This is a genomic window from Flavobacterium sp. TN-1, from assembly GCF_052828645.1.
This window is the reverse complement of sequence record NZ_CM128253.1, coordinates 688,995-714,648: the sequence shown is the minus strand read 5'-3', so window position 1 is coordinate 714,648 and position 25,654 is coordinate 688,995. Positions and strand designations below refer to the sequence as shown.

27 protein-coding genes are annotated in these 25,654 nt (G+C 30.9%); 20 read left to right on the top strand and 7 right to left on the bottom strand.

Annotated elements, in window-relative coordinates; all coding sequences use genetic code 11:
- Nucleotide 1 precedes the first annotated feature (1 nt).
- From rfbC to ACUXZJ_RS02935, 5 genes are read left to right on the top strand one after another with little or no spacing between them, the layout of a single operon-like run.
- Entirely contained in the window at nt 2-553 is a 552-nt protein-coding gene (gene rfbC, locus ACUXZJ_RS02955; protein ID WP_060381331.1) for a dTDP-4-dehydrorhamnose 3,5-epimerase, read from the top strand.
- A complete protein-coding gene (gene rfbD / locus ACUXZJ_RS02950; protein ID WP_060381332.1) occupies nt 547-1,401 on the top strand; it encodes a dTDP-4-dehydrorhamnose reductase in 855 nt (284 codons plus the stop codon). The genes rfbC and rfbD overlap by 7 nt, the downstream gene beginning before the upstream one ends.
- A complete protein-coding gene (locus ACUXZJ_RS02945; protein WP_060381333.1) occupies nt 1,398-2,381 on the top strand; it encodes a UDP-glucuronic acid decarboxylase family protein in 984 nt (327 codons plus the stop codon). Before rfbD ends, ACUXZJ_RS02945 begins: the two co-directional genes overlap by 4 nt.
- 3 nt (nt 2,382-2,384) lie before the next feature.
- Nucleotides 2,385-3,716 (top strand): exopolysaccharide biosynthesis polyprenyl glycosylphosphotransferase, encoded by a 1,332-nt coding sequence (locus ACUXZJ_RS02940; RefSeq protein ID WP_060381334.1) that lies wholly within the window; start codon nt 2,385-2,387, stop codon nt 3,714-3,716.
- Nucleotides 3,717-4,469 carry a glycosyltransferase family 2 protein gene (locus ACUXZJ_RS02935; protein WP_060381335.1) on the top strand — a complete coding sequence of 251 codons (753 nt, stop codon included), beginning with the start codon at nt 3,717-3,719 and terminating at the stop codon, nt 4,467-4,469.
- Here ACUXZJ_RS02935 and ACUXZJ_RS02930 read toward each other — a convergent pair.
- Nucleotides 4,466-5,776, bottom strand: coding sequence for a phenylacetate--CoA ligase family protein (locus tag ACUXZJ_RS02930; protein ID WP_063743437.1), 1,311 nt, complete (start codon nt 5,774-5,776; stop codon nt 4,466-4,468). The two genes, ACUXZJ_RS02935 and ACUXZJ_RS02930, sit on opposite strands and share 4 nt — an antisense overlap.
- 90 nt (nt 5,777-5,866) lie before the next feature.
- Here ACUXZJ_RS02930 and purD point away from each other — a divergent pair, with 90 nt between their 5' ends.
- Nucleotides 5,867-7,147, top strand: coding sequence for a phosphoribosylamine--glycine ligase (gene purD / locus ACUXZJ_RS02925; RefSeq protein ID WP_063743436.1), 1,281 nt, complete (start codon nt 5,867-5,869; stop codon nt 7,145-7,147).
- A gap of 80 nt (nt 7,148-7,227) precedes the next feature.
- On the opposite strand, the gene ACUXZJ_RS02920 is transcribed toward purD, so the two are convergent.
- On the bottom strand, nt 7,228-7,458 hold the full coding sequence (locus ACUXZJ_RS02920) for a DUF6341 family protein (protein ID WP_060383787.1): 231 nt from the start codon (nt 7,456-7,458) through the stop codon (nt 7,228-7,230).
- Nucleotides 7,459-7,505: 47 nt separating this feature from the next.
- Here ACUXZJ_RS02920 and ACUXZJ_RS02915 point away from each other — a divergent pair, with 47 nt between their 5' ends.
- Nucleotides 7,506-8,438 carry a DUF6427 family protein gene (locus ACUXZJ_RS02915; protein WP_060381338.1) on the top strand — a complete coding sequence of 311 codons (933 nt, stop codon included), beginning with the start codon at nt 7,506-7,508 and terminating at the stop codon, nt 8,436-8,438.
- Here ACUXZJ_RS02915 and upp read toward each other — a convergent pair.
- Genes upp through ACUXZJ_RS02900 form a run of 3 tightly spaced genes read right to left on the bottom strand, consistent with a single transcriptional unit; the run spans nt 8,433 to nt 10,084 of the window.
- On the bottom strand, nt 8,433-9,086 hold the full coding sequence (gene upp, locus ACUXZJ_RS02910) for a uracil phosphoribosyltransferase (protein ID WP_060381339.1): 654 nt from the start codon (nt 9,084-9,086) through the stop codon (nt 8,433-8,435). The genes ACUXZJ_RS02915 and upp overlap by 6 nt on opposite strands.
- Before the next feature lie 3 nt (nt 9,087-9,089).
- A complete protein-coding gene (locus ACUXZJ_RS02905) occupies nt 9,090-9,410 on the bottom strand; it encodes a glycosyltransferase (protein WP_446195736.1) in 321 nt (106 codons plus the stop codon).
- A 14-nt stretch (nt 9,411-9,424) separates the two neighbouring features.
- The gene (locus ACUXZJ_RS02900; protein ID WP_446195734.1) at nt 9,425-10,084 is read right to left on the bottom strand and encodes a hypothetical protein; all 660 of its coding nucleotides are present in this window, start codon (nt 10,082-10,084) and stop codon (nt 9,425-9,427) included.
- Between the two features lie 30 nt (nt 10,085-10,114).
- Here ACUXZJ_RS02900 and ACUXZJ_RS02895 point away from each other — a divergent pair, with 30 nt between their 5' ends.
- Together ACUXZJ_RS02895 and ACUXZJ_RS02890 are read left to right on the top strand one after the other, a co-directional pair.
- A complete protein-coding gene (locus ACUXZJ_RS02895) occupies nt 10,115-10,717 on the top strand; it encodes a DUF4254 domain-containing protein (RefSeq protein WP_060381340.1) in 603 nt (200 codons plus the stop codon).
- An 81-nt stretch (nt 10,718-10,798) separates the two neighbouring features.
- Nucleotides 10,799-11,827, top strand: coding sequence for a glycosyltransferase family 9 protein (locus ACUXZJ_RS02890; RefSeq protein ID WP_060381341.1), 1,029 nt, complete (start codon nt 10,799-10,801; stop codon nt 11,825-11,827).
- A 30-nt stretch (nt 11,828-11,857) separates the two neighbouring features.
- On the opposite strand, the gene ACUXZJ_RS02885 is transcribed toward ACUXZJ_RS02890, so the two are convergent.
- Nucleotides 11,858-12,913, bottom strand: a complete 1,056-nt coding sequence (locus ACUXZJ_RS02885; protein ID WP_060381342.1) for a ferredoxin--NADP reductase — start codon at nt 12,911-12,913, stop codon at nt 11,858-11,860.
- 172 nt (nt 12,914-13,085) lie between these two features.
- On the opposite strand from ACUXZJ_RS02885, the gene ACUXZJ_RS02880 reads away from it, so the two are divergent.
- The 10 genes from ACUXZJ_RS02880 (at nt 13,086) to atpG (ending at nt 23,744) form a co-directional block, all read left to right on the top strand.
- Nucleotides 13,086-14,708, top strand: a complete 1,623-nt coding sequence (locus ACUXZJ_RS02880; RefSeq protein ID WP_063743434.1) for a galactose-binding domain-containing protein — start codon at nt 13,086-13,088, stop codon at nt 14,706-14,708.
- A 151-nt stretch (nt 14,709-14,859) separates the two neighbouring features.
- Complete coding sequence (porW, locus tag ACUXZJ_RS02875; protein ID WP_063743433.1) at nt 14,860-17,454, top strand: type IX secretion system periplasmic lipoprotein PorW/SprE; 2,595 nt, start codon at nt 14,860-14,862, stop codon at nt 17,452-17,454.
- Nucleotides 17,455-17,457: 3 nt separating this feature from the next.
- The gene (locus ACUXZJ_RS02870) at nt 17,458-17,847 is read left to right on the top strand and encodes a bactofilin family protein (protein WP_060381345.1); all 390 of its coding nucleotides are present in this window, start codon (nt 17,458-17,460) and stop codon (nt 17,845-17,847) included.
- The gene (locus ACUXZJ_RS02865; RefSeq protein WP_060381346.1) at nt 17,834-18,067 is read left to right on the top strand and encodes an AtpZ/AtpI family protein; all 234 of its coding nucleotides are present in this window, start codon (nt 17,834-17,836) and stop codon (nt 18,065-18,067) included. Before ACUXZJ_RS02870 ends, ACUXZJ_RS02865 begins: the two co-directional genes overlap by 14 nt.
- Nucleotides 18,068-18,601: 534 nt before the next feature.
- On the top strand, nt 18,602-19,816 hold the full coding sequence (atpB, locus tag ACUXZJ_RS02860) for a F0F1 ATP synthase subunit A (protein WP_060381348.1): 1,215 nt from the start codon (nt 18,602-18,604) through the stop codon (nt 19,814-19,816).
- A gap of 60 nt (nt 19,817-19,876) precedes the next feature.
- On the top strand, nt 19,877-20,071 hold the full coding sequence (locus ACUXZJ_RS02855; RefSeq protein WP_014165720.1) for an ATP synthase F0 subunit C: 195 nt from the start codon (nt 19,877-19,879) through the stop codon (nt 20,069-20,071).
- An 88-nt stretch (nt 20,072-20,159) separates the two neighbouring features.
- Nucleotides 20,160-20,660, top strand: coding sequence for a F0F1 ATP synthase subunit B (locus tag ACUXZJ_RS02850; RefSeq protein ID WP_060381349.1), 501 nt, complete (start codon nt 20,160-20,162; stop codon nt 20,658-20,660).
- Nucleotides 20,661-20,670: 10 nt separating this feature from the next.
- A complete protein-coding gene (gene atpH / locus ACUXZJ_RS02845; RefSeq protein WP_089047290.1) occupies nt 20,671-21,204 on the top strand; it encodes an ATP synthase F1 subunit delta in 534 nt (177 codons plus the stop codon).
- 32 nt (nt 21,205-21,236) lie between these two features.
- Complete coding sequence (gene atpA / locus ACUXZJ_RS02840; protein WP_060381351.1) at nt 21,237-22,814, top strand: F0F1 ATP synthase subunit alpha; 1,578 nt, start codon at nt 21,237-21,239, stop codon at nt 22,812-22,814.
- Nucleotides 22,815-22,886: 72 nt separating this feature from the next.
- The gene (atpG, locus tag ACUXZJ_RS02835; RefSeq protein ID WP_063743431.1) at nt 22,887-23,744 is read left to right on the top strand and encodes an ATP synthase F1 subunit gamma; all 858 of its coding nucleotides are present in this window, start codon (nt 22,887-22,889) and stop codon (nt 23,742-23,744) included.
- Nucleotides 23,745-23,837: 93 nt separating this feature from the next.
- On the opposite strand, the gene ACUXZJ_RS02830 is transcribed toward atpG, so the two are convergent.
- Nucleotides 23,838-24,428: a riboflavin synthase gene (locus tag ACUXZJ_RS02830; RefSeq protein WP_060381353.1), complete on the bottom strand. Its 591-nt coding sequence runs from the start codon at nt 24,426-24,428 to the stop codon at nt 23,838-23,840.
- A 54-nt stretch (nt 24,429-24,482) separates the two neighbouring features.
- Here ACUXZJ_RS02830 and pdxA point away from each other — a divergent pair, with 54 nt between their 5' ends.
- Nucleotides 24,483-25,520 carry a 4-hydroxythreonine-4-phosphate dehydrogenase PdxA gene (gene pdxA, locus ACUXZJ_RS02825; RefSeq protein ID WP_060381354.1) on the top strand — a complete coding sequence of 346 codons (1,038 nt, stop codon included), beginning with the start codon at nt 24,483-24,485 and terminating at the stop codon, nt 25,518-25,520.
- Nucleotides 25,521-25,654: the final 134 nt, after the last annotated feature.

The window sequence follows — 25,654 nt, the reverse complement described above, 5'->3', positions numbered from 1 at the left end:
AATGAATTTTATAGAGACCAAACTAAGAGGTTGTTTTGTATTAGAACCTAAAGTTATTCATGATGAACGAGGTTATTTCATGGAAAGTTTTAATCAAAACACTTTTAATGAAGGAATAGGGAAAGAAGTAAATTTTGTACAAGACAATCAATCGTATTCTTCAAAAGGGGTTTTGAGAGGTTTACATTACCAATGTGGAGAATATGCTCAAGCTAAATTAGTACGAGTACTAGAAGGTGAAGTATTAGATGTAGCTGTAGATTTACGTCCCGATTCCGATACGTATGGTCAATCTTATAGTATCTTATTAACGGCTGAAAATAAAAAACAGTTTTATATTCCAAGAGGATTTGCTCACGGGTTTATTGTATTGAGTAATAAGGCCTCCTTTTTTTATAAATGTGATAATTTTTATAACAAAGAAAGTGAAGGAGGACTCATTTATAACGATCCAACTGTAGCAATTGATTGGGGTATACCTGAATCAGAGTTGATTATATCTGGAAAAGATAAAATATTACCAACTCTAGAAAATGCTCGAAAAGTATGGTAGTTTTAGTAACAGGAGCTTCAGGACAACTAGGCCAGTCATTACAATTTATTGCATCTCAGTACGCTGAGATGCAATTTATTTTTGCTAGCTCACAAGATTTAGATATTACAAATCAAGATCAAGTAAATACTTTTTTTGATAATAATAAAATAGATTTCTGTATAAACACAGCTGCTTATACAGCTGTAGATAAAGCAGAATCAGATCAAGAAAAAGCATATTTAGTTAATGTCATTGGTCCTAAAAACTTAGCAATTGCTTGTGAAAAAGTAAATGCAACATTAGTTCACGTGTCAACTGACTTTGTTTTTAATGGTTCAAATAAAGAACCTTATTTTGAAACAGATCAGACCAATCCCTTAGGAGTATATGGGCAAACCAAGTTAGAAGGAGAAAATGAGGTAATGACCAATTGTACCAAGTGTTTTATTATCAGGACTTCTTGGGTGTATTCTCAGTTCGGAAATAATTTTATGAAAACGATGCTCCGATTGGCTCAAGGACGTGAGGAACTAAATGTAGTGGCAGATCAAATTGGAACACCAACGAATGCTGTGGATTTAGCAAATGCAATTTTAAAAATTTTAGAGCAACAATCTACCACCCATAATTCATTTGGTATCTATAATTTTAGTAATGAAGGGGTCTGTTCTTGGTTTGATTTTGCAGTAGAAATTTTTAAACAAAATTCAATATCTATAAAAGTAAATCCAATACCAACAGAAGCTTACCCAACGCCCGCTAAAAGGCCTAAATATAGTGTGTTGGATAAAACAAAAATTAAAACTAATTTTAAAATTACTATTAAAGATTGGAAAGAAGCATTAGCGCAAACAAAATTACAATGAAAAAAATTCTTATAACCGGAGCTGCAGGATTTTTAGGATCTCATTTATGTGATCGTTTTATCAAAGAAGGTTACCATGTTATAGGTATGGATAATCTGATTACAGGAGATTTAAAAAATATCCAACATTTATTTAAACTTGAAAATTTTGACTTTTACCATCACGACGTTTCAAAGTTTGTACATGTTCCAGGAGAATTAGATTACATTCTTCATTTTGCCTCTCCAGCATCGCCAATTGATTATTTAAAAATTCCTATTCAAACCTTAAAAGTAGGTTCTTTAGGAACTCATAATTTATTAGGATTAGCTCGAGTAAAAAAGGCACGTATCTTGATTGCTTCAACTTCAGAAGTCTATGGCGATCCGTTAGTTCATCCTCAAACAGAAGACTATTTTGGTAATGTAAATACTATAGGACCTAGAGGAGTGTATGATGAAGCGAAACGCTTTCAAGAATCTATTACTATGGCATATCATCGTTTTCATGGATTAGAAACGCGCATTGTACGAATTTTTAATACGTATGGACCTAGAATGCGTTTAAACGATGGTCGTGTAATTCCCGCTTTTATTGGTCAAGCGTTGAGAGGTGAAGATTTAACTATTTTTGGTGATGGTAATCAAACACGTTCTTTTTGCTACGTAGATGATCAAATAGAAGGAATTTATCGGTTATTGCTGTCAGACTATCCTTATCCTGTAAATATTGGTAATTCTGATGAAATTACAATTAAAGATTTTGCAGAAGAAATTATTAAGCTGACAGGAACAGATCAGAAAATTGTATACCAACCGCTTCCAGAAAATGATCCTTTACAACGTCAGCCCGATACAACGAAAGCAAAAGAAATTTTAGGATGGGAAGCTAAGGTATCTCGTAGTCAAGGTATGAAATTGACGTATGAATATTTTAAATCACTTCCTAAAGAAGAATTATTAAAAGAAGAACATAAAGATTTTAAAGATTATATCCGTTAATAAATGGCAGTAGGTAGATACTCAAAATATATTAGACCTATTTCTTATTTAGTCGACTTTCTTTTGATTGTTTGGCTACTGCTATTATTATTTCCTGTTCTCACTTTTAATTTAAAGGAAATCATTTGTTTATTTATTATTTGGATAGTTACATCCAATTCTACCGAATTTTACGAGGTATTTCGTTTTACTGCACCTGTTAAAATTCTTTTTAAAGCACTTAAACAATTATCCATATTTTCACTGGTATTCATTACACTTGTTTTTATCTTACAAAAAAGAATTACACCTCAATTGGTTTTTAAATACCTTTCTTGTTTATCCTTTTTTGTTATTTTTTTTAAATTCGGAATTTATTATGCTTTAAGAAAATATAGACAATTTTTAGGAGGTAATTATAGAAAAGTAATCATTATAGGTCAAAAAGAAAAAGCAATAGAATTAGCTAACTTTTTTAAAGAAAATAAAGATCTTGGATATAGATTATACTCAATGATATCCGAAAACATTTCCTTTTTAGAATTAAAAAAAATAATTCAAGAACAATCAATAGATGAAATTTACTGTGATTTGAATAGCGTTTCAAAAGAATACTCAAACGATGTAATTGCCTGTGCACATAACCATTTTAAAACAGTAAAATTAATACCCGATAATTCTACACTTTCCCATAATATGTCTTTAGATTATTACGGGTATATTCCTTTGATCTCAATTAGAAAAACACCTTTAGAATTATGGTTTAATCATTGGGTAAAACGTTTGTTTGATGTCCTTTTTTCAACTTTAGTTATCCTTTTCGTACTTTCTTGGCTTATTCCTTTAATTGCACTTTTAATTAAAATTGATTCTAAAGGATCTGTTTTTTTTAAACAAGAAAGACACGGAATTAATAATGAGAGTTTTTATTGTTTTAAATTTCGTTCAATGAAAATTAATAAAACGGCAAATATACAATTAGCATCTAAGGGAGATCAGCGCGTTACCTCATTTGGTAAGTTTTTAAGAAAATCAAGTATAGATGAAATGCCTCAGTTTATTAATGTTTTATTAGGAGATATGTCAGTAGTGGGACCTCGTCCTCAAATGCTGAGTGTTAATGAGGATTATGCTAAGCGTTTTGATAAATTTATGGAGCGTCATTATATCAAACCAGGTGTTACAGGTCTCGCCCAAATAAAAGGATGTCGAGGGGAAATTCATACAGATCAAGACGTAGAAGACCGATTAAAATTTGATTTGTTTTATATTGAAAATTGGACCCTTTTGCTTGATATAAAAATTATTTTAGTGACTCTTAAAAAATTCATTTTAGGAGATGAAAAAGCGTACTAAATGGATAAATTAGTTTCTATTATAACGCCAACGTATAATTCTGAACGATATATAGCAGAAACCATACGGTCGGTTCAATCTCAAACCTACACAAATTGGGAAATGTTGATTGTAGATGATGGGTCTTCGGATAAAACAGTCGAAACCATTCTTAATTTTATGGATAAAGATAATCGTATTAGTTTAACCAGATTAGCTAAAAATTCAGGTGCATCAAAAGCAAGGAATGAAGTAATAAAATTAGTGAAAGGAGATTATATGACTTTTTTAGATGCGGATGATATTTGGTTTCCTTCTTTCATTGAAACAAGTGTTAAAACAATACAAGAAACAGGAATTAATTTTGTTTTTTCGTCATATAAGAGAGCAAATGAAAATTTAGAATTTGTTTATTCTGATTTTATAGTTCCACAAAAAGTTACTTATACAGATATATTAAAAACAAATTCAATCAGTTGTTTGACTGCTTTCTTAAATGTAAAAGTATTGGGCGTAAAACAAATGCCTGATATTTTGAAAAGACAAGATATGGGACTGTGGTTAAAATATTTAAAAGAGATACCCTATGCCTATGGTATTCAAGAACCAAAGGCAATTTATAGAATTAGACAAAATTCTCTATCTCGAAATAAAAAAGCATTGGTAAAATATCAATGGCAATTTTATAGAGAGGTTGAAAGATTATCTTTTTTAGAATCTACTTATTATATGATTCAATGGACTATTAGAGGTTTTTTAAAATATAGAAATTAAAGATAACTTTGAAATTGTTTTAATTTTCCTCTCTTATTTCTTAACAATACACTTTTTCGATTATAAATAAAATTTAAATCAGGTTCTAAATATAAATTGATCGCCTGATTTATTTTCTGAATTTGTTCTAAACGTAATTCTTTTTCACTTACGTAATCAATTTCAAACGTATTGAGTTTGGTTTGTTTAATAATAAACTCTTTTACATTTCCATCATCTTCTATGATGCTTTTTGTAACATAATAAAAAGTAAGACCAGGTGATTTTTTACCACTTGGTAGAATAGCTATATCATTAGTTCGTCCTACTAATTTTTTTAGTAAAGGTCTTGTAGGAGAACTTTTTTCATCAATAACCCCTATATCTCCTATATCATATCGTATAAAAGGATGTGCTTTGTTATAGAGAGAAGTAATTACGATACGCCCTTCTTGACCAAAAGGTAATGTCTTACCTTTTTCATCTACTATTTCTACAAATAATGTTTCATTATTAAGATGCCAAGTACTATTTGCATCCTGAAAAGCAATTAAATCTAATTCCGAAGCACCATATTCATTAATTACAGGAATACCAAATTGTTTTTCTATTAAATTTTTATCCTCATTAAATAGCATTTCTGAAGTTACAATACAAACAGTTAAAGAGGGACATACCTCTTTTAAAATTATATTTTTTCGTTGTAAAAATTTACCAAAAAGAACTATTGAACTCGTATAACCATTGATATAATCAAATTTCTTTTTTTTAAATTTTTGCAAAATATTTTCTAATACAGTATCTGATAAATCAAAAATTGGAAACCGATACCGATTGCTTAGAAAATCTTTGATGCGCTCTTTAGCATATCCAGAAAAATCTAATGGAATACCATAAAACCGAGCTTGATAACTTGTATTAAAATTAATGCCATGCCAACTAAATCGGTAAATTATAGATGCCCAAGTAAGAGCATGAGCGTATTTATCCTTTGCAAAAATAAAAGGATCTCCACTAGAACCAGAAGTTTTATTTTTGAAAACATTTTTTTCAGTAAAACCTTTAGAGAGTCTTTCTTTTAGCGGTTTTTGTAAATCTTTTTTGGTCATTAGAGGAATATCTTCCCAATGCTCAATATGTGTATTGCCTATGAAGTTTTTGTAATAACTATTATTACGTAAGTGATATTCTAGAATTTCTTTTTTTCTTTTTTCGACAAATTCAATAGGTGATTTTTTAGAAAGAGTAAGGATAGCGTCAAATTCCGCCTGTGCTTCTTTTATAGGAAAACCATTCAATTTTAAACTCCAATCGAAAAAACGAAACATATTTCTTTTTTTCCAAAAATAAGAAAACAAGTGTTTTCATAATAATTTTAAACGGACTATTTTTACAACTTAAAACAACAACACAACACGATGATAATTTTACTTTTAGGTTCAGGCGGAAGAGAGCACGCTTTAGCTTGGAAAATGCTCCAAAGTTCAAGATGTACAAAATTATTTGTAGCCCCAGGAAATGCTGGAACAGGGCAAATAGCAACTAATATTTCTGTTAATCCATTGGATTTTAATGAGGTAAAGAATTTTGTAATTGAAAACAAAGTTGAAATGATCGTAGTAGGTCCAGAAGACCCATTAGTAAATGGTATTTATGATTATTTTAAAAACGATTTAGAATTACAAAATATTCCTGTAATAGGCCCATCAAAAATAGGTGCACAGTTAGAAGGAAGTAAAGAATTTGCAAAACAATTTTTGGTAAAAAATAATATCCCAACAGCTCGTTATGAAAGTTTTACTAAAGATACGGTTGAGCAAGGATGTGAATTTTTAACCACTTTGGAAGCACCTTATGTATTGAAAGCCGATGGTTTAGCGGCAGGTAAAGGTGTTTTAATACTAAATGATTTGACAGAGGCACAACAAGAATTACGAAATATGTTAGTTGATGCTAAATTTGGAGACGCTTCTTCAAAAGTAGTGGTTGAAGAATTTTTAGACGGTATAGAGTTAAGTTGTTTCGTTTTAACAGATGGTAAATCATATAAAATTTTACCTACAGCTAAAGATTATAAACGTATAGGTGAAGGAGATACAGGTCTAAATACTGGAGGTATGGGAGCGGTTTCGCCAGTTCCATTTGCTGATGCCGTTTTTATGGAAAAGGTAGAAAACCGGATCGTGAAACCAACGGTTGAAGGTTTGCAAAGAGAAGCGATTGATTATAAAGGATTTATATTTATTGGATTAATCAATGTAAAAGGAGAACCCATGGTTATAGAATATAATGTACGTATGGGAGATCCAGAAACAGAAGTAGTAATGCTTCGTATTAAATCAGATTTAGTAGAATTATTTGAAGGACTAGCAAAAGAAGAATTAGATTCAATTATTTTAGAAACGGATGAAAGAGCAGCAACTACTATAATTCTTGCATCAGGAGGTTATCCAGAAAATTATGAAAAAGGAAAAGTAATATCCGGAATCGAAAATGTAAAGGATTCTATTGTTTTTCACGCAGGAACTAAAAAAGAACATGAAACTGTATTAACAAGTGGAGGACGTGTACTGGCGATTTCCTCTTACGGCACAACCTTTACAGAAGCTTTGACTAAGTCATACGATAGTATTTCCAAAATTTCTTTTGAAAAAATGTATTTTCGAAAAGATATAGGGAAGGATCTAAATACACTATAACAAATGCAAAAATCTTGCAGTTTTGTATAGCTGAATAATAATAAATAAAAAATGCCACAATTTTATTGTGGCATTTTTTATTATTTTAAGAACGAATGAGCGGTCGTATCTTGTTGGTCTTCGTTACTATCTTTGAATATTTTTAATTGTTTAATCCAATACCAAATATAATAACAAATAATAGCCCATAATACCCAGTTAATAAGGTTTGCAACCCACCAGTTTTCTAACTCCGCGGAGCGCATTAAGTCGTGTGGAGCAAGTAAAACAGCTTCAAATAACCATTGAATTGCTTCAAAAATTGATTTCATCATGACGAATGTATTATATTTACACAGCAAAAATATAAAATATACTTATGATTACAAGTGTTTTTAGTAAATCTCGACCAATAAATTATGTAATAGTGATCGTTTTATTGGTGGTTTGTTTTTTATTTTACCAATTCAGTATCAGTCCGGCAGATCTAACAGTAATGGAGATTGGACAAAAAATAGTAGTATTATTACTGTTAGTAGGATCTTTGTTAATTACTAATTTTATTACAAAGAAAAACGGATTAAGCAAAGATAACAGTTACACCTTTTTATTATTTTTTATTTTCTTAATATTATTTCCAGCTACATTGTCAGATCTTAAATTAATTCTTTCTAATGCTTTTATACTATTGGCTTTACGAAGATTGATTTCTATGCACTCCATGATCACACCCAAAGAAAAAATTTTTGATGCGTCATTATGGATTTTTTTAGCTTCATTAATTAATTTTTGGTGTATATTGTTTTTATTACTCGTTTTCTCTTCTATTATACTGCATGTATCAAGAGATTATCGTAATTGGCTTATACCTTTTATAGCTTTTTTCACTGTTTTAGTTATTGGACTGATGTTTTCCTTAGCTTTTTATCCTGATTTTTTAAGACTATATTCTAAACAAATTTATATAGATTTTACGATAAAAGATTTAACCAATGTTTTTCAAAATATAGCAGTAGCAATTTACGTCGTGGTTTCTTTGATTGCTTTTGTTAGCATGTTGTTTATTTTACAAAGTAAGATGTCTCATTTAATATCTTCTTATCGTAAAGTTATTTTTGCTTTTTTAATAGCATTAGTAGTTTATTTTATAATGCCTAATAAAAATAATAGCTACTTGATATATACTTTTGTACCCGTAGCTATTATGTTGACTAATTACCTAGAAAAGATTAAGAAAATTTGGTTAAAAGAAGGAATAGTTCTTTTTTTAGCATTAGCTAGTTTAGTAACTTATTTGTTGCAAATATTATAGTTTTTCACCGTATGCCAAATCACCAGCATCGCCAAGACCTGGTACTATATAGTTCTTTTCGTTTAATTTTTCATCTATAGAAGCAATCCATAAATGTGTGTTTTTAGGTAAGTTATTTTCTAAGTATTGTATACCTTCTGGAGCCGCAATGACTACAGCTATATGAATTTCTTTAGGTTGGTGTTCTGAACATAATTTGTTTAGTACTGCAACTATAGATTGTCCTGTTGCTAGCATGGGATCTATAAGAATAAGGCTTTTGTCTTCAAGAGAAGGACTAGCTTGGTATTCTACTAATATTTCAAAGTGGTCATCATGATTATAATGGTGTCTATAAGCTGATATAAAGCCGTTTTCAGCCTCATCAAAGTAGTTCATAAAACCTTGATGTAGGGCAAGTCCTGCACGCAAGATAGAGCATAAAACGATAGCGTTAGCTAATTTTGTAGTATGTTTTATTCCAAGAGGTGTTTTTACCTCTACATTTTCGTAATACAATGTTTTACTTATTTCGTAGGACATGATTTCACCAATGCGTTCTATGTTTTTTCTAAAACGCATACGATCCTTTTGTATGTTTGTATCTCTTATTTCAATTAAGAAATGATTTAAAATACTATTGTTTTCAGAGATATGATGTATTTTCATAGATTAAATTTGATTGGTTTTTTCAAAATATTTTTTCATGACAAGCAATCCTATTAATTTTTCTCTTTTTGAATCATAGAATTGTTTGCAGTATGTGTTTGCATTTTTAATAATTTGGATTGCTTCCGAAGGATTTTCTATATAGTAATTTATTTTTTCTTCCAAATTAGAAAAATCAGCATTAACTTCTATATAATGAAAGTCAGGTATTAATTTTCCTTCCATAAACCATGTTTCGTATGTAGGCTTGGGCATTACAGCAATTGAATTAGATGACATAACCCATTTTAAATTACTAGCTACATCATTACCTTCTAATGCCATAATAAATTTGTAATCTAGATGTTCCCACAATGTTTTTTAGGAACTTTCCATTCTTTCTTTGTTACGCTTTTTGAAACATCTCCAAGATCAAACAAAGGATTTCCAAAGAATTTGTTCATAAAATCTATTCTTTGTTGCTTACCTATTATTTTGCCTCTAAATATTATTTTATTGATTTTTTTATCAAATGTCTTACCATCTTTTAAAAAAATAAAATGTCTTACCTTATCAAGATTTAATAATATACTATTTTGATTATTTCCTAAAATAGGTCTACTTTTTAGTATAGAAGGTTCATTAGGAATGTGCGTTATATCTCCATAACAACTAAAGAACTTTAGACTAGGATTAAAATATCTTGTTATAAACTCTGTATCGTAATAGTATACAGATCCTGCTTTTTCTATTTTGTTATCTTTTAGTTGCTTAGCGTTTGAAGGTAAGCTGGTGTTTTTATTTAATTTGTTATAATAGTTTACTCTTTCGAGTATATAATCTTTGTCTGGTCTTCTATTAAAATTTACAATTAATTTAGGATATTGACTTCTAAATATAAATTTTGGCAAGAAATTTAGGACAATATTAATGAAATAGTATTTCCATTTAGGATTTTTTCCACTATTAAATAAAAAATTAAGGTTCATATAAGATGAATTAATTTCGTAAAAATACATAATTTTGTGGAACATTTTAATAACGTACCTATGTTCGCAGAATTTGCTTTTCCTATATTCGAAAGAAGTATTCAAGAGTATCATATAAAAGACAATGTTTATCAAGAAATTACAAATCCTTATGAGAAAGGTTCTATAGAACATTTGTTATATGCAAAAAATTGGGTAGATACCGTTCAATGGCATTATGAGGATATTATTCGTGATCCTCAAATTGATCCTATAGCAGCTTTAGATTTGAAACGTAAAATTGACGCTTCAAATCAAGTGCGTACAGATATGGTAGAATACATAGATAGTTATTTTCTTAAAAAATATGAAACTGTTCAAGTAAAAGTAGATGCCCGAATTAATACAGAAAGTCCAGCTTGGGCTATTGATAGATTATCTATTTTGGCTCTTAAGATTTATCACATGAATGAAGAGGCTACTCGATTAACAGCTACAAAAGAGCATAGGGCAAAATGTCAAGAAAAATTAAGTATTCTTTTAGAGCAAAAGAAAGATATGTTTATTTCAATAAGTCAATTGATCGAAGATATTGAAAAAGGAGATAAGTACATGAAGGTTTATAAACAAATGAAGATGTACAACGATGAAGAATTAAACCCTGTTTTGTATCAAAATAAATAATGATTCTAATTTAATTTCAGAAAAACATTGATAAGATAAGTTCTTTACATTATCAATGTTTTTGGGTTTTAAAAAAATATTATGAAGCATCTATTGATTATTCGTTTATCAGCTATGGGAGATGTTGCTATGACAGTTCCTGTTTTAAGGGCTTTATCCTTAAAACATCCCGAGTTGAAAATTACAGTAGTTTCACGTCCCTTCTTTCAGCCTTTTTTCAACGGTTTAGAAAATGTTAGTTTTTTTCCAGTAGATCTGAATAAAAAACATAAAGGAATGATTGGACTTGTCCGATTATACAATGATTTGAAAAAATTAAATATTGATGCTGTTGCTGATTTTCATAATGTACTTCGTTCAAAAGTTATTAGAGGTTTATTTGCAGTCAATGGAAAAAAAGTAGCATTTACAGATAAAGAACGTAAGGATAACAAGGCATTAACTCGACCTAAAAATAAAGTTTTTGCTCCTGTAAAATCCATGTTTGAAAGACATAAAGATACGCTTGTTCGTTTAGGATTTTCTTTTGATCTATTAAATCCTCAGTTTCCAGATAAAGCCTTATTATCGGATCAAATTCTTGGTATAACAGGAAATAAAATGAATAAATGGATAGGAATAGCACCATTTGCTCAGTATGAGTCTAAAATATATCCATTAGATTTGATGCAAAAAGTTGTAGACGGCTTAGCAAAAGAAACGATTAAAATATTCCTATTTGGAGGAGGAAAAAAAGAAATAGAAAAATTATATCAACTTAAGAGAGATTATCCCAACGTTCAGGTAGTTGCAGGTAAAATTAAGCTTCAAGAAGAATTAAATTTAATTTCTAATTTAGATTTGATGCTTTCTATGGATTCAGGGAATGGACATATAGCCTCTATGTTGGGAGTTAATGTTATAACACTTTGGGGAGCAACTCATCCTTATTCAGGCTTTAGTCCTTTTAATCAACCTTTAGAAAATTGTCTCACAGCTGATAGAGAAAAATATCCAATGTTGCCAACTTCCGTTTATGGCAATAAAGAAGTAGAGGGGTATGAAGACGTAATGCGTACTATAGAACCAGAAATAATAATTAATAAAATTAAAAAGGATTTAGATTTATAAACAACCCAAATCCTTTTTCAAAATTATTTTTTATACATCATCAAAATCAATACTGATTTCAGCAGATGTTGGGTGCGCTTGGCAAGTTAAAATTAAACCATCTGAAATCTCTTTATCACTTAGGATAGAATTTTTCTTCATAATAGCGCTTCCTGAGGTAACTCGCGCGATACAACTACTACAAACACCACCTTGACATGAATAAGGAGCGTCCATACCTTGTTTTAAGATAGCTTCTAACAATGTTTGTTTTGTAGACATTTCAAAAGATTCTTCATCACCATCTAGTGTTACTGTAATCTTTGTGTGTTCAAAAGTGTCAGAAGAAGATGAATTATTTTCAATTGTTGGTGAAGTTGAAAATAATTCAAATTTTATATTTTTTTCTGCTATACCTTTTTCTTTTAGAGTACTATTAACATCATTGATCATTTCCTCTGGACCACATAAAAAATATTTATCAAACTCTTGACCAATATGTTTTTCGTGAATTCTATGAACAACTGATTTATTAATTCTACCTGCTAATTGTCCTTCTATTTCTTCTTGACTGTACACATAGTGTACCGTTAACCTGCCAAGAAATTGTTTTTGCAATTCAGCTAATTGATTGTGAAAAATGGTTTCATTAGATGTCTTATTTCCATAAACTAACACGAAAGAACTTTTAGGTTCTTCTAATAAAACGGTTTGTAAGATAGACATTACAGGTGTGATACCACTACCAGCCGCAAATCCCATGTAGTTTCGTTGACGATCTACTTGTGGTTCAAAACAAAAACGACCTTCAGGCAAACCAACATCTAGTATATGCCCTTTTTTTAATTGGTCATTTGCAAATTTTGAAAAAGTTCCGTTTTTTATAGCTTTAATAGTTACACAAAATTCTCCAGAAGAAGGAGCGGTACATAAAGAATATGCCCTTCTTATTTCATGACCGTCTAAAGTTAATTTAATTGTAACGTATTGTCCTGCTTTAAATTGATAAAAATCTTTAAACTCTAAAGGAACATTAAAAGCTATTGAAATAGCATTAGGAGTTTCTCTTTTTACTTCTTTTATAGATAGTTTATAGAATATTGACATAGGTTTTGTTTTATAATACAAAGGTAAAAAATATTAACTTTTATAAATTGTAATTTATAAATGTAATAATTTAATAATATTACTTTAAAAGTCCTTTTTGCTCTTTTTTTTGGACTTTTAGAATAAAATTTAAAAAGGATTTTTGTTTTATATTTGAAAAAAATAAATATCTATGAAAAAAATTTACTTATTATGTGCTGCTTTTTTTACAAGCTTATCGATAAAGGCACAAGAAACAACCTTTTTTGTACATGCCCATCAAGATGATGCGGTTTATTTTTGTGGTGTACCACTATTTGATAAAGTAAGCTCAGGTGTTAAGACAGTTGCAATTGTAACGAGTGCTTCAGATCAAGGAGCACATGATGGTGTTTATACCCCTGATGCTGGGGTAGGTATTAAAACACCTTTTTATGAAGCTCGTGATAACGGTTACAAAAAAGCCTTAGAATATTGTTATACGAATGGAAACTTGCCTTTAAATTTCAATGAAACGACTACAGAAGTGTTAATGGCTGGTAAAAAAGTACGCAAATGGACTTATGGAAATAATATTACTATGTATTTTCTGGATTTACCAAACGGAGATTGTTGTAGTTTGAATATGAATGGTTATTCTGCAAATAATTATCAAAGTATTGAAAAATTAAAAAAAGGAAGTATATCGACTATCACAAATGTTACGGGTACAGCAACTTATACTTGGTCAGAATTAAAAGAGACAATAAAAGCTATTTTTAATACAGAAAAGAGTACCACATCAAATGTTTATTCTACAGATGTAGATATGACAATTAATCCTGGTGATCATGCGGATCATTATATTACGTCAGTTTTAGCACTAGAAGCTATGGATGGTATAACTGGTTTTAATTCGAAATTACACACAGACTATCAATTATCAAATTTAGACATCCCTTTACTTTCAAATGCTGAAATTATAAAGAAAGTGTCTACATTTGGAGCGATGATATCTGGAATTGTAGCCAAAGGATATAGACCTAATAGACACTTTGGAACAAATTATGAGAAATGGTTCTTAACAGAAAGTATAAGAGATGTAGCAGATATTCATGCACAATTAGTAAATCTTAGCTCAGATTTAGGAGGGAATCCATATGCCGCCACTAATAATATTGCATTAAACAAAGCAACAACAGTTAGTGGTTCAGATATACCATCAACAGATGGTCCGAAAGCGAATGATGGAAATATTGATACTTATTGGGGGAATACAGCTTATCCACAGTGGTGGAAAGTGGATTTAGGTGCTAACTATAATGTTAATGATATAACTGTAGTTAACTATTTTAAAGATACTAGACATTATAAATATACAGTTTCTTCATCTACTGACGGGGTAAATTGGACTCAGGTAGCTGACAAATCAGATACTTCTAATGCTACACAGGCTGGTAATACATTTACCTTTAATACACCTGTTCAAGCTAGATATTTTAAGGTAGATATGAACTTTAATTCCGTAAATCAAGGTGTACATATATCTGAATTTATTGCACATGGTAATTTAGTCAATTCTGCGGCAAGATCTATAAATAAAAATTCCGAAACTATTAAAAATGGTTTTAAAAATCCCGTAAAAAGAGGTGAATTAGTAACTATAAATTTTGAAAAGTCAGGAGATAATGAGGTTCAAATTTTTGATTTGACAGGAAAAAAAATTTTTAGTAAGAAAAATAACGATGAATCAATCAGCTTTGATACTGATATGCTAACTAAAGGGACATATATTTTAGATAGTAATAATTCGAAAAGCAAACTTGTTATTGAGTAACAACGAAAAATAATCTTAAAAATCCCAAAAGTTATACTGCTTTTGGGATTTTTTTTATATTTACTTCATTACTTTTTAAAAGAAGTGTACTTTTACCAGTCAAAATACTAAAAAAATATTTTTAGAGTTTATATTTAAAAATTACAATCGTTTGAAAAATCACCTAATATATATAGCATCTTTTGGACTATGCGCATTTATAATTGCTTGTTCAACTAAAAAGGACACATTAATTTCTAGGAATTGGCATGCTTTAAACTCTAAGTATAATACGGTATATAATGGTGATGTTGCTTTGCAAGCAGGTATAGATGGACTTAAAAAAAGTTATGTTGATGATTTTTGGGAAATTTTACCTGTTGAACGTATGCAGGTTGAAGAGGAAAATTTCTTACCAGGACAAAAAGGAAAAAATGCTAATTTTACACGTGCAGAAGATAAAGCTGTAAAAGCCATTCAAAAACACTCTATGAATATTGAAGGTAGAGAACGAAATTCACAAATGGATGAGGCTCATTTACTACTAGGAAAAGCCCGTTATTACGATAAAAGATTTGTACCCGCATTAGAAGCGTTCAATTATATCTTATACAAATACTCTAATTCAGACAAAATTTATGAAGCTAAAGTTTGGAGAGAAAAAACAAATGTACGATTAGAAAATGACGCATTAGCAGTTAAGAATCTAACTTTACTTTTAAAAAGATACGACTTGCCACCTCATATAAAAGCAGAGGCCAACGCGCTTTTAACACAAGCATATATTAATCTTGAAGAAAAACAAAAGGCTCTAAATCCCATAAAGGAAGCTATTCAATATGCTTCCAACAAAGAAGAAAAAGCCCGCTATAGATTTATTTTAGGACAATTATACGAACAATTGAAATATAAAGATAGTGCTTATGTAGCTTTTCAAGAAGTCATAAACATGAAAAGACAATCCCCTCGTATATATGTTATTCAAGCACATGCCAAACAAGCAAGTTTAATAGATGTTATAAAAGACACATTAATTTTTACGAAAAAATATGCTAAACTATTAAAAGATAGAGAAAACCGCCCGTATTTAGATGTCTTAAATCATCAAGTAGCACTCTTTTATGACCAACTTAAAGTACACGAAAAAGCTAAAATATTTTACAATAAATCATTAAAATCAATTTCAAGTGATAATTACTTGATGGCATCTAATTATAGAAATTTAGCTAAAATTTATTTTGATCAAACAAAATACGAAATAGCAGGTAAGTATTACGATAGTACTCTAACCAAATTTACTAAAAAAAATAGAGAATATTTTCTAATAGAAAAGAAAAGAAAGAATCTAGATGCAGTCATAAAATATGAAAATATAGCCCAAAAGAATGATAGCATTATAATGCTTATTCAAATGTCAAGTGAAGAACGTATTTCTTATTTTCAAAAATTCATAAAAGAATTAAAGAAAAAAGATTCATTGAAAGTGGCATTAGATAAAAAAAAGCAGGTTATAGAACAAAATCGCCAACAGAATGATAACATGTTTTTTGATCCCAATATAGTGCCAACTCCAGGAGAAAAAAGAAGTATTGCACCATTAGGATTAGATGAGTCCAAAAATTCATTTTATTTTTATAATCCTTCAACCGTAGCTTATGGAAAACTAGAATTTACAAAAAAATGGGGTAAACGAGCATTGATTGACAATTGGAAATGGTTAGCACAAATACAAAATCAAAAAGATGAAGAGGTAAATCCAGTTGATTTAGAAGTTGCTAAAAATCAATCAGAAACAGTAATCGTTAACGAAAAATATACCCCAGAGTTTTATTTAGCTAAACTACCTACATCAAAAAAAGTAATTGATAGTTTAACAAAAGAAAGAAATAATACGTACTACAACTTGGGCTTGATCTACAAAGAGAAATTCTTTGAAAACAAAGTGGCTGAAGAACGTTTTGAACGATTATTGGCAAATAAACCAGAAGAACGTTTTATACTTCCAGCCAAATATAATTTATTTCGTTTGTATGAAATTTCCGATACAGAAAAAGCGCAAAAATTAAAGGCAGACATCATTGAAAATTATCCCAACACTCGATATGCACAATTGGTAAACGGACAAATATCCGAAAATACGGATCCAGAAGCTCCAGCTGAAGTATATAAAAATTGTCTTTCTATGTTTGATAATCAAGAATATAAAGCAGCATTAGAAAAAATCAATCAATCAATAGAATTATTCTCTGGAGATCCCTTATTGCCTAAGTTTGAATTATTAAAAGCTCTTTTAAATGGAAAATTACTTGGTTTGAATGCCTATCGTGAAGGAATCCAAAAGGTAATAAATGGATACCCAGACACAGAAGAAGCAACAAAAGCAGAAGATATTTTACGTTTAGATATTCCAAAGATGGAACAAATGACACTATCAGCGGATACTATTTCAACTAAGTGGAAAGTACTATATAAAGTAGGGCAGAAAGAGGATGAAGCCACTAAAAAGTTAATAGAAAAAATAGAAAGATATATAAAAGAGAAACAATATTACAAGTTTTTTGTATCTTACGATATCTATAATGAAACCGATAATTTTGTTGTAATTCATGGTATATCTTCTCGTGAATATGCACGTTTTCTAATCGAATTATTAGCTAAAACAAAAGGATATGAAGTAAAAGAAAAAGCTACAGTCATTTCAAGCCAAAATTATTCGGTCATTCAAACCAAGAAAAATTTAAATGAATATCTACAAATAAAACTTTAATTTATGTTTGACAAAAAGCCCAAAAATTATACAGACCTACTAGGAAAGACAAATCGTATTGTTGAAGGAACTACAATAAAAGGGGATATAGAATCAATCGCAGATTTTAGATTAGATGGTCACCTGATAGGTAATTTTAACTCAAAAGCTAAACTAGTAGTTGGGCCTGCAGGAAGTGTTTTGGGAGATATAAACGCCCAAAATGTCGATATAGAAGGCAAGTCCGAGGGAAAAATAATCGTAGAAGAAATGTTAAATGTAAAAGCAACCGCAATTATAAATGGAGATGTAAGTTGTGGTAAATTAGCTGTTGAGCCTGGAGCTAAGTTTACAGCAACTTGTGTAATGAAAACAACAACACCTTCGTCAAATCTAGTAAATGAACAACAATAATACAGAAGAAAAAGAAAAAATTAAAAGAAATAAATGGCTCTCACTAGTCGCTATTCCATCACAAATGGGAGTTACGATTTTTTTATTTTTCAAGCTAGGGCAATGGTTGGATACTAGTTATCCTAATTCGGTATTCTACTATGATAAAGTATTTACATTAGTGGGAGTCTTTCTAGCCTTGTATAATGTTATCAAACAAGTTAATGAAATCAATAAATAATGCTTATTAAAGATTTTTTTAAAAAGTTATCTCTTGCAGGGGTGGTTTTTTACTTCATCAATTTTGGATGCTTATTTTTGTTAAATCAAACAATCTCTCCTGCTTTTTATTTAATACACGCTTTTTTCTTCCTTTTCTATTTACTCGGAACTCTAGCGATGGCATTCTTGTTAGAAAATAAAAAAGATCAAGTAGGAGTAGGTTTTTTAGTGGTTATTACCAACCTTTTTATTTTTACATATATTTTTAATAAATGGTTATTGCAAAAGAATTTTATGTTCTCTAAATGGAACTTCTTTATTCTGTTTATAGCATACCTAACTACAATAACATTTTTAGTGGGTAAAAAATTAAATCAGATTAAATTTTAATTAATTGATATAGTGTGTTTAAAGAGGTAATATGGCACTCTAAAATGATTTAGTTTAAAATAGAATTAAGATTGATATATTTTTTTTCAAGCAATCGTTTTTCATATAAATAAAAAATGTACCTTTGCACCGAAATTTACGAACATAGAAATTTTTCATTCCTATGATGATTACAAGAAAACCTGTATCATTACTAATGTCGGCCTTTATAGGCTTATTCTCTTGGGTAGCAATGGCTAACCCAACGACGGATTCAACTCACGCAACTACAAAACCAGCTCATGAGGCACACGCAGTGGCGCACGACAGTGCACATGCTCAAGCAGCACATGCTGAAGGTGAGCACGCAACTGCTGGTCATGAAGCTAACCACGGTGGTCCAGTTGATGAGAAACCAGAAGTACAAGCATTTATCAAACATCACTTGTTGGATTCGCATGATTTCAATTTGTATGCTGATGGAGAAACGGGACACCATGTAGGTTTTCCATTACCAGTTATCTTAGTAGATAATGGTCTTCATGTGTTCATGTCATCTGCTTTTCACAATGAAAAAGAATTAGCAGAAGTGGATGGTAGCTTCTATAAAATGGTTCATGGGGTAATCTATAAATCAGATGTTGAAGGTACAATTACAAACGATGCACATGGTCACCCAACAAATGCTAAGCCTTTAGATTTTTCAATCACTAAAAATGTATTTTCATTATTAGTAACGGCAATCTTAATTTTCTTTGCTTTCACATCGTTAGCAAAAACCTATAAAAAAGGAAATCAGTTACCAACTGGTTTTGGACGTATCTTAGAGCCACTTGTAATTTATGTGCGTGACGAAATTGCTCGTCCAAACATTGGTGAAAAAAAATACAAAAAATTCATGCCGTATCTATTAACGGTATTCTTCTTAATCTGGACGTTGAACTTAATTGGTTTAACTCCGTTAGGAATTAACGTAACTGGGAATATTGCTGTAACTTTATGTTTAGCTTTATGTACTTTAGTAATCACAAACGTAAGTGCTAATGCTGATTATTGGAAACACATTTTCTGGATGCCAGGGGTACCTGTACCGATGAAAATCGTTTTAGCGCCTATTGAGGTTTTAGGGATTTTCACCAAGCCTTTCTCGTTAATGATTCGTTTGTTTGCAAACATCACAGCGGGTCACTCAGTAGTAATGGGATTAATTGCGATTATCTTCCTATTCAAACAACAGTTAACCGCTGGTGGAGCTATGGGAGTATCGTTAGCATTAACCTTATTCATCTCAGTAATTGAATTGTTAGTAGCATTCTTACAAGCATTCATCTTTACTATGTTATCATCATTGTTCATTGGTATGGCGGTTCAAGACCACCATCATGATGACCATCATTAATAGAATAAAAAAGTAGAATTTTTTAAAAAAATTGTTTAATTATTATATAAATCTTTTATTATGACAATTCCAAATTTAGTAGGTGCTGGTTTAATCGTAATCGGAGCTGGTTTAGGTTTAGGTAAAATTGGTGGATCTGCAATGGATGCTATTGCTCGTCAACCAGAAGCTGCTGGTAAAATCCAAACAGCGATGATCATCATCGGTGCCTTATTAGAAGGTTTAGCATTCGGTGCCTTAATCTTAGGTGCTTAATCAAATTTAAATTACGCTTTGCAACGGTTGGTTGCAAAGTGTAATTTTATTTAACCTATTTTTATTAATTAAACAGAAAACATCAATAATGGAAAAAATATTTAACGATTTTGGATACGGTCTATTCTTTTGGCTAATTGTAATTTTAACGATCTTAGTTGTTTTATTAGCTAAATTTGCTTGGAAACCTATTATGGAATCTATAGAAACCCGTGAAGAAGGTATTCGTAGTGCATTGCAAGCAGCTGAAAATGCTAAAAAAGAAATGCAAGAGTTGCAAGCAAACAACGAACGTATTTTAAACGAAGCACGTGCTGAACGTGACACCATGTTAAAAGAAGCTCGTGAAATCAAAGAAAAGATGATTGCTGACGCTAAAGAAGAAGCACAAACGCAAGGTGCTCGTTTAATTGAGCAAGCTAAAGCTTCTATCGAAAGTGAGAAAAATGCAGCGATGGCTGAATTGAAAACACAAGTTTCTGCTTTATCATTACAAATTGCAGAGAAAATATTAAAAGACCAATTATCTAGCAACGATTCTCAAGTAAAATTAGTTGAGAAAATGTTAGATGAAGTGAAATTAAACTAATACGAGAAGTATGTCAGGTAATAGAGCCGCAGTACGATATGCAAAAGCAATTTTAGATGTTGCTACTTCAAAGAGTGTTGCTCAGGAAGTAAACAACGATATGACTTTGATTGCTAAAACTATCCAAGATAATGCTGAGTTAGCGTCATTTATTGCTAACCCAACTTTAAAAATCGAAGTAAAGAACAGTGCTTTATTAGAAGTTTTTAAAGAGGCAGGTGCAGTAACAAAATCGTTATTTCAGTTATTATTAGAAAACAAACGTTTTGAACTTTTAGACAAAGTAGCTACGCAATATACAAAATTGTATGATGAAGCTAACGGAGTTGAAGTAGCAACAGTAACTACTGCTATTGCTATCACTCCTGAATTAGAAGCTAAAGTATTAGCTAAAGCAGGTACTTTAACAACTAAAAAAGTTACTTTAAAAAATATTGTAGATCCAGCAATCATTGGCGGATTTATTTTAAGAATTGGTGACAAGCAATATAACGCTTCAGTTGCAAACAGTTTATTAACATTAAAGAGAGAATTGAGTAATTAATTATAACACGAAAGTGTAAAAATTATAAAACAATGGCGGAAATCAAACCAGCTGAAATTTCAGCAATATTAAAGCAACAATTATCAGGTTTTGAATCTGGTGCTACTTTAGAAGAAGTAGGTACTGTACTTCAAGTAGGTGACGGTATTGCTCGTATTTATGGGCTTTCTAATGTACAATATGGTGAGTTAGTGGTTTTTGAAAACGGTATGGAAGGTATCGTATTGAACCTTGAAGAAGATAACGTAGGGGTAGTATTATTAGGGCCATCTACAGGTATCAAAGAAGGTTCAACTGCTAAAAGAACACAACGTATTGCTTCTTTAAAGGTTGGTGAGCAAATGGTAGGGCGTGTTGTAAACACTTTAGGGCAACCTATTGATGGTAAAGGTCCTATTGGTGGTGATTTATACGAAATGCCTTTAGAGCGTAAAGCACCAGGGGTAATTTTCCGTCAACCAGTAACAGAACCATTGCAAACAGGAGTAAAAGCTATAGATGCTATGATTCCAGTAGGTCGTGGTCAACGTGAGTTAGTAATTGGTGACCGTCAAACAGGTAAATCTACGGTTTGTATTGATACTATCATAAATCAAAAAGAATTTTATGATGCAGGTAAACCCGTTTTCTGTATCTATGTTGCAATTGGTCAAAAAGCTTCTACAGTAGCAGCTTTAGCAAAAACTTTAGAAGAAAAAGGAGCAATGGCTTATACAGTTATCGTTGCTGCTAATGCTTCTGATCCAGCTCCAATGCAAGTTTATGCTCCTATGGCAGGTGCTGCTATCGGAGAGTACTTCCGTGATACAGGTCGTCCAGCTCTAATCGTTTATGATGATTTATCTAAACAAGCTGTTGCTTACCGTGAGGTGTCTTTATTATTAAGAAGACCACCAGGACGTGAGGCTTATCCTGGAGACGTATTCTACTTACACTCTCGTTTATTAGAAAGAGCGGCTAAAGTTATCGCTGATGACGATATCGCTAAAAATATGAATGACTTACCTGAGTCATTAAAACCAATCGTTAAAGGGGGTGGTTCATTAACTGCTTTACCTATTATCGAAACGCAAGCGGGTGACGTTTCTGCGTATATCCCAACGAACGTAATTTCGATTACTGACGGACAGATTTTCTTAGAGTCTGATTTATTCAACTCAGGGGTTCGTCCAGCAATTAACGTAGGTATCTCTGTATCTCGTGTAGGAGGTAATGCGCAAATCAAGTCTATGAAAAAAGTATCGGGTACTTTAAAATTAGACCAAGCGCAGTTCCGTGAATTAGAAGCGTTCGCTAAGTTCGGTTCTGACTTAGATGCAGCTACATTAAACGTAATTGAAAAAGGTAAACGTAACGTGGAAATCTTAAAACAAGGTTTAAACTCTCCATTTACTGTAGAAGACCAAGTTGCAATTATCTATGCAGGTACTAAAAACTTATTAAGAAACGTACCAGTAGCTAAAGTGAAAGAATTTGAAAAAGATTATTTAGAATTCTTAAAGAACAAACATAGAGATACTTTAGACGCTCTTAAAGCAGGTAAATTTGATGACAACATCACTGACGTTTTAGAGAAAGTAGCAAAAGAAGTATCTGCAAAGTATAACTAATAAAGTAAATAGTGAGTAGTGATTAGTAATTAGCTAATCACTATTTACTAGTCACTAATTACTATAAAAAAAATGGCGAATTTAAAGGAAATCCGTAATAGAATTACATCCGTTTCATCAACGATGCAAATAACGTCAGCGATGAAAATGGTTTCGGCAGCAAAGCTTAAAAAGGCGCAAGATGCCATTACGGCAATGCGTCCTTACGCTGAAAAATTAACAGAGTTATTACAAAATTTATCAGCTACTCTTGAAGGTGAAGTAGGTGGAGCTTATACGACGCAACGTGAAGCAAAGAAAGTACTTTTAGTAGTTATTACTTCTAACCGTGGTTTATGTGGTGCTTTTAACGCTAATGTGGTTAAGGAAGTAAAAAGCCTCACAGAAAAATATAAAAATGCACAACTTGATGTGTTAACTATAGGTAAAAAAGGTAATGACGTATTGCGTAAAACGCATACAATAATAGCAAACGAGAGTACAATTTTTGATAATTTAACTTTTGATAATGCGGCAACTATTGCTTCTGATTTAACTGAAAAGTTTGTTGCTGGTGAATATGATAAAATCGAGTTAGTATATAATCAGTTTAAAAATGCTGCTACCCAAGTAGTAAAATCAGAACAATTCCTTCCATTGGCTCCTATTGCTAAATCTGAAGCTGTTGCAGGTGATTACATTTTCGAACCATCGAAAGAAGAAATCATCATGACTTTAATTCCTAAGTCATTAAAAACGCAATTGTACAAAGCTATTCGAGATTCATTTGCTGCAGAGCACGGAGCGCGTATGACAGCGATGCACAAAGCGACAGATAACGCTACTGAATTAAGAAATCAATTGAAGTTAACTTATAATAAAGCACGTCAAGCCGCTATTACAGGAGAAATTTTAGAAATTGTAGGAGGAGCTGAGGCTTTAAATGGATAATTAATAATTAATATTTATAGTATTGATACAAAAAAAAGTCCTGTTATTAGGACTTTTTTTGTTTAAATAAATTGTCTTAACTTTCTAGTTTAGTTAAAGATGTAAAGAATGAAGTCTGCTAACATATTTTCCTATTACATCAAATTCAAGATTTACATTAGTACCTACACTGAAAGTATGAAAATTAGTATGTTCATAAGTATAAGGAATAATAGCCACACTAAATTCATTTAATTTTGAATTAACGACGGTTAGACTGGTTCCATTAACTGTTATAGAGCCTTTTTCAATGGTAATGTTCTTTAAGTCTTTACTATATTCAAATGTAAAATACCAACTACCATTCGCCTCTTCTATTTGTTTACAAATCCCTATTTGATCCACATGCCCTTGTACAATATGTCCATCGAGCCTATCTCCTAATTTCATGGCGCGCTCTAAATTAATAAGATCCCCTATTTTCCATTCGCCTAGATTCGTTTTTTCAATAGTCTCCTTAATTGCAGTAACAGTATATATATCGTTATTTATATTAACAACTGTCAGACAAACCCCATTATGGGATACACTTTGGTCTATTTTGAGTTCTTTTGTTATAGAAGATTGTACTGAAACATGAATGTTTTCACCTTCTTTTTCAAGAGCAATAATCTTACCTAGAGTTTCTATAATTCCTGTAAACATTAACTGATTAATTTTAGTAAATTTGTATTCAAAATTAGTATAAATATTAAAGCGATGACAAAAAAGCCTGAAAATATAATGGTCGGTATTTCAATAGGAGATCTAAATGGTATTGGTAGTGAGGTTGTATTGAAATCTTTTGAAGATACTCGTATGCTTGAATTGTGTACGCCTATTATTTTTGCTAATGTTAAGATTATATCTTATTTAAAAAAACAACTTAATCTAAACGTTAACCTACACGGTATTGATAAGATTGACCAAGCACTTGTTGGTAGAGTAAATGTTTTGAATGTTTGGAGAGAAGGTGTAAATTTAGAATGGGGAGTAGAAAATCAGAATGTTGGGAAATATGCCGTAAAATCTTTTGTAGAAGCTACGCAATCACTAAAAGATGGGAAAATAGATGTGTTAGTCACGGCACCTATTAGTAAAGTTAACATTCAAAGCGAAGATTTTTCTTTTCCTGGACATACAGATTATCTAGACCAAGAATTAGAAGGTGACGCTTTAATGTTAATGATTCAAGATTCATTAAGAATAGGTTTGTTAACAGATCACGTACCTATTAATAAAGTTGCATCTCATCTTACTGAAGATTTAATATTTAAAAAAATAAAAACGATTAATCATTCTTTAATTCAAGATTTTCAAATTAATAGACCTAAAATAGCAGTGCTCGGATTAAATCCTCATTCGGGAGATCATGGTGTAATTGGTCAAGAAGAAGAAAAAGTGTTAAAACCCACATTAAAAAAGTTATTTGAAGAAGGTATAATGGTTTTTGGTCCTTTTTCAGCTGATGGTTTTTTTGGTAGTGCTCAGTATGAAAAATATGATGCAGTAGTAGCCACTTATCATGATCAAGGTTTGATTCCTTTTAAAACATTATCTTTTGGAAAAGGAGTTAACTATACTGCTGGTTTAAATAAAATTCGAACATCTCCAGATCATGGAACTGGTTTTGATATTGCAGGTAAAGGAATTGCAAATCAAGTTTCTTTTACAGAAGCCATTTATACTGCATTAGATGTTTTTAAAGCTAGAAATATATATAAAGAAATAGTACTAAACCCATTGAAAATAAAATAAAATGAGTTATAAACAAAAAAATGTTTATAACCCTTTTGATTTTACAAATAATTTATATCTTTGCACACCTTAATTAAGGAGTAAATTGTTGACAGAATGAAGCGTAATTAAGTTTAAGTCTTTGATTAAAAGGG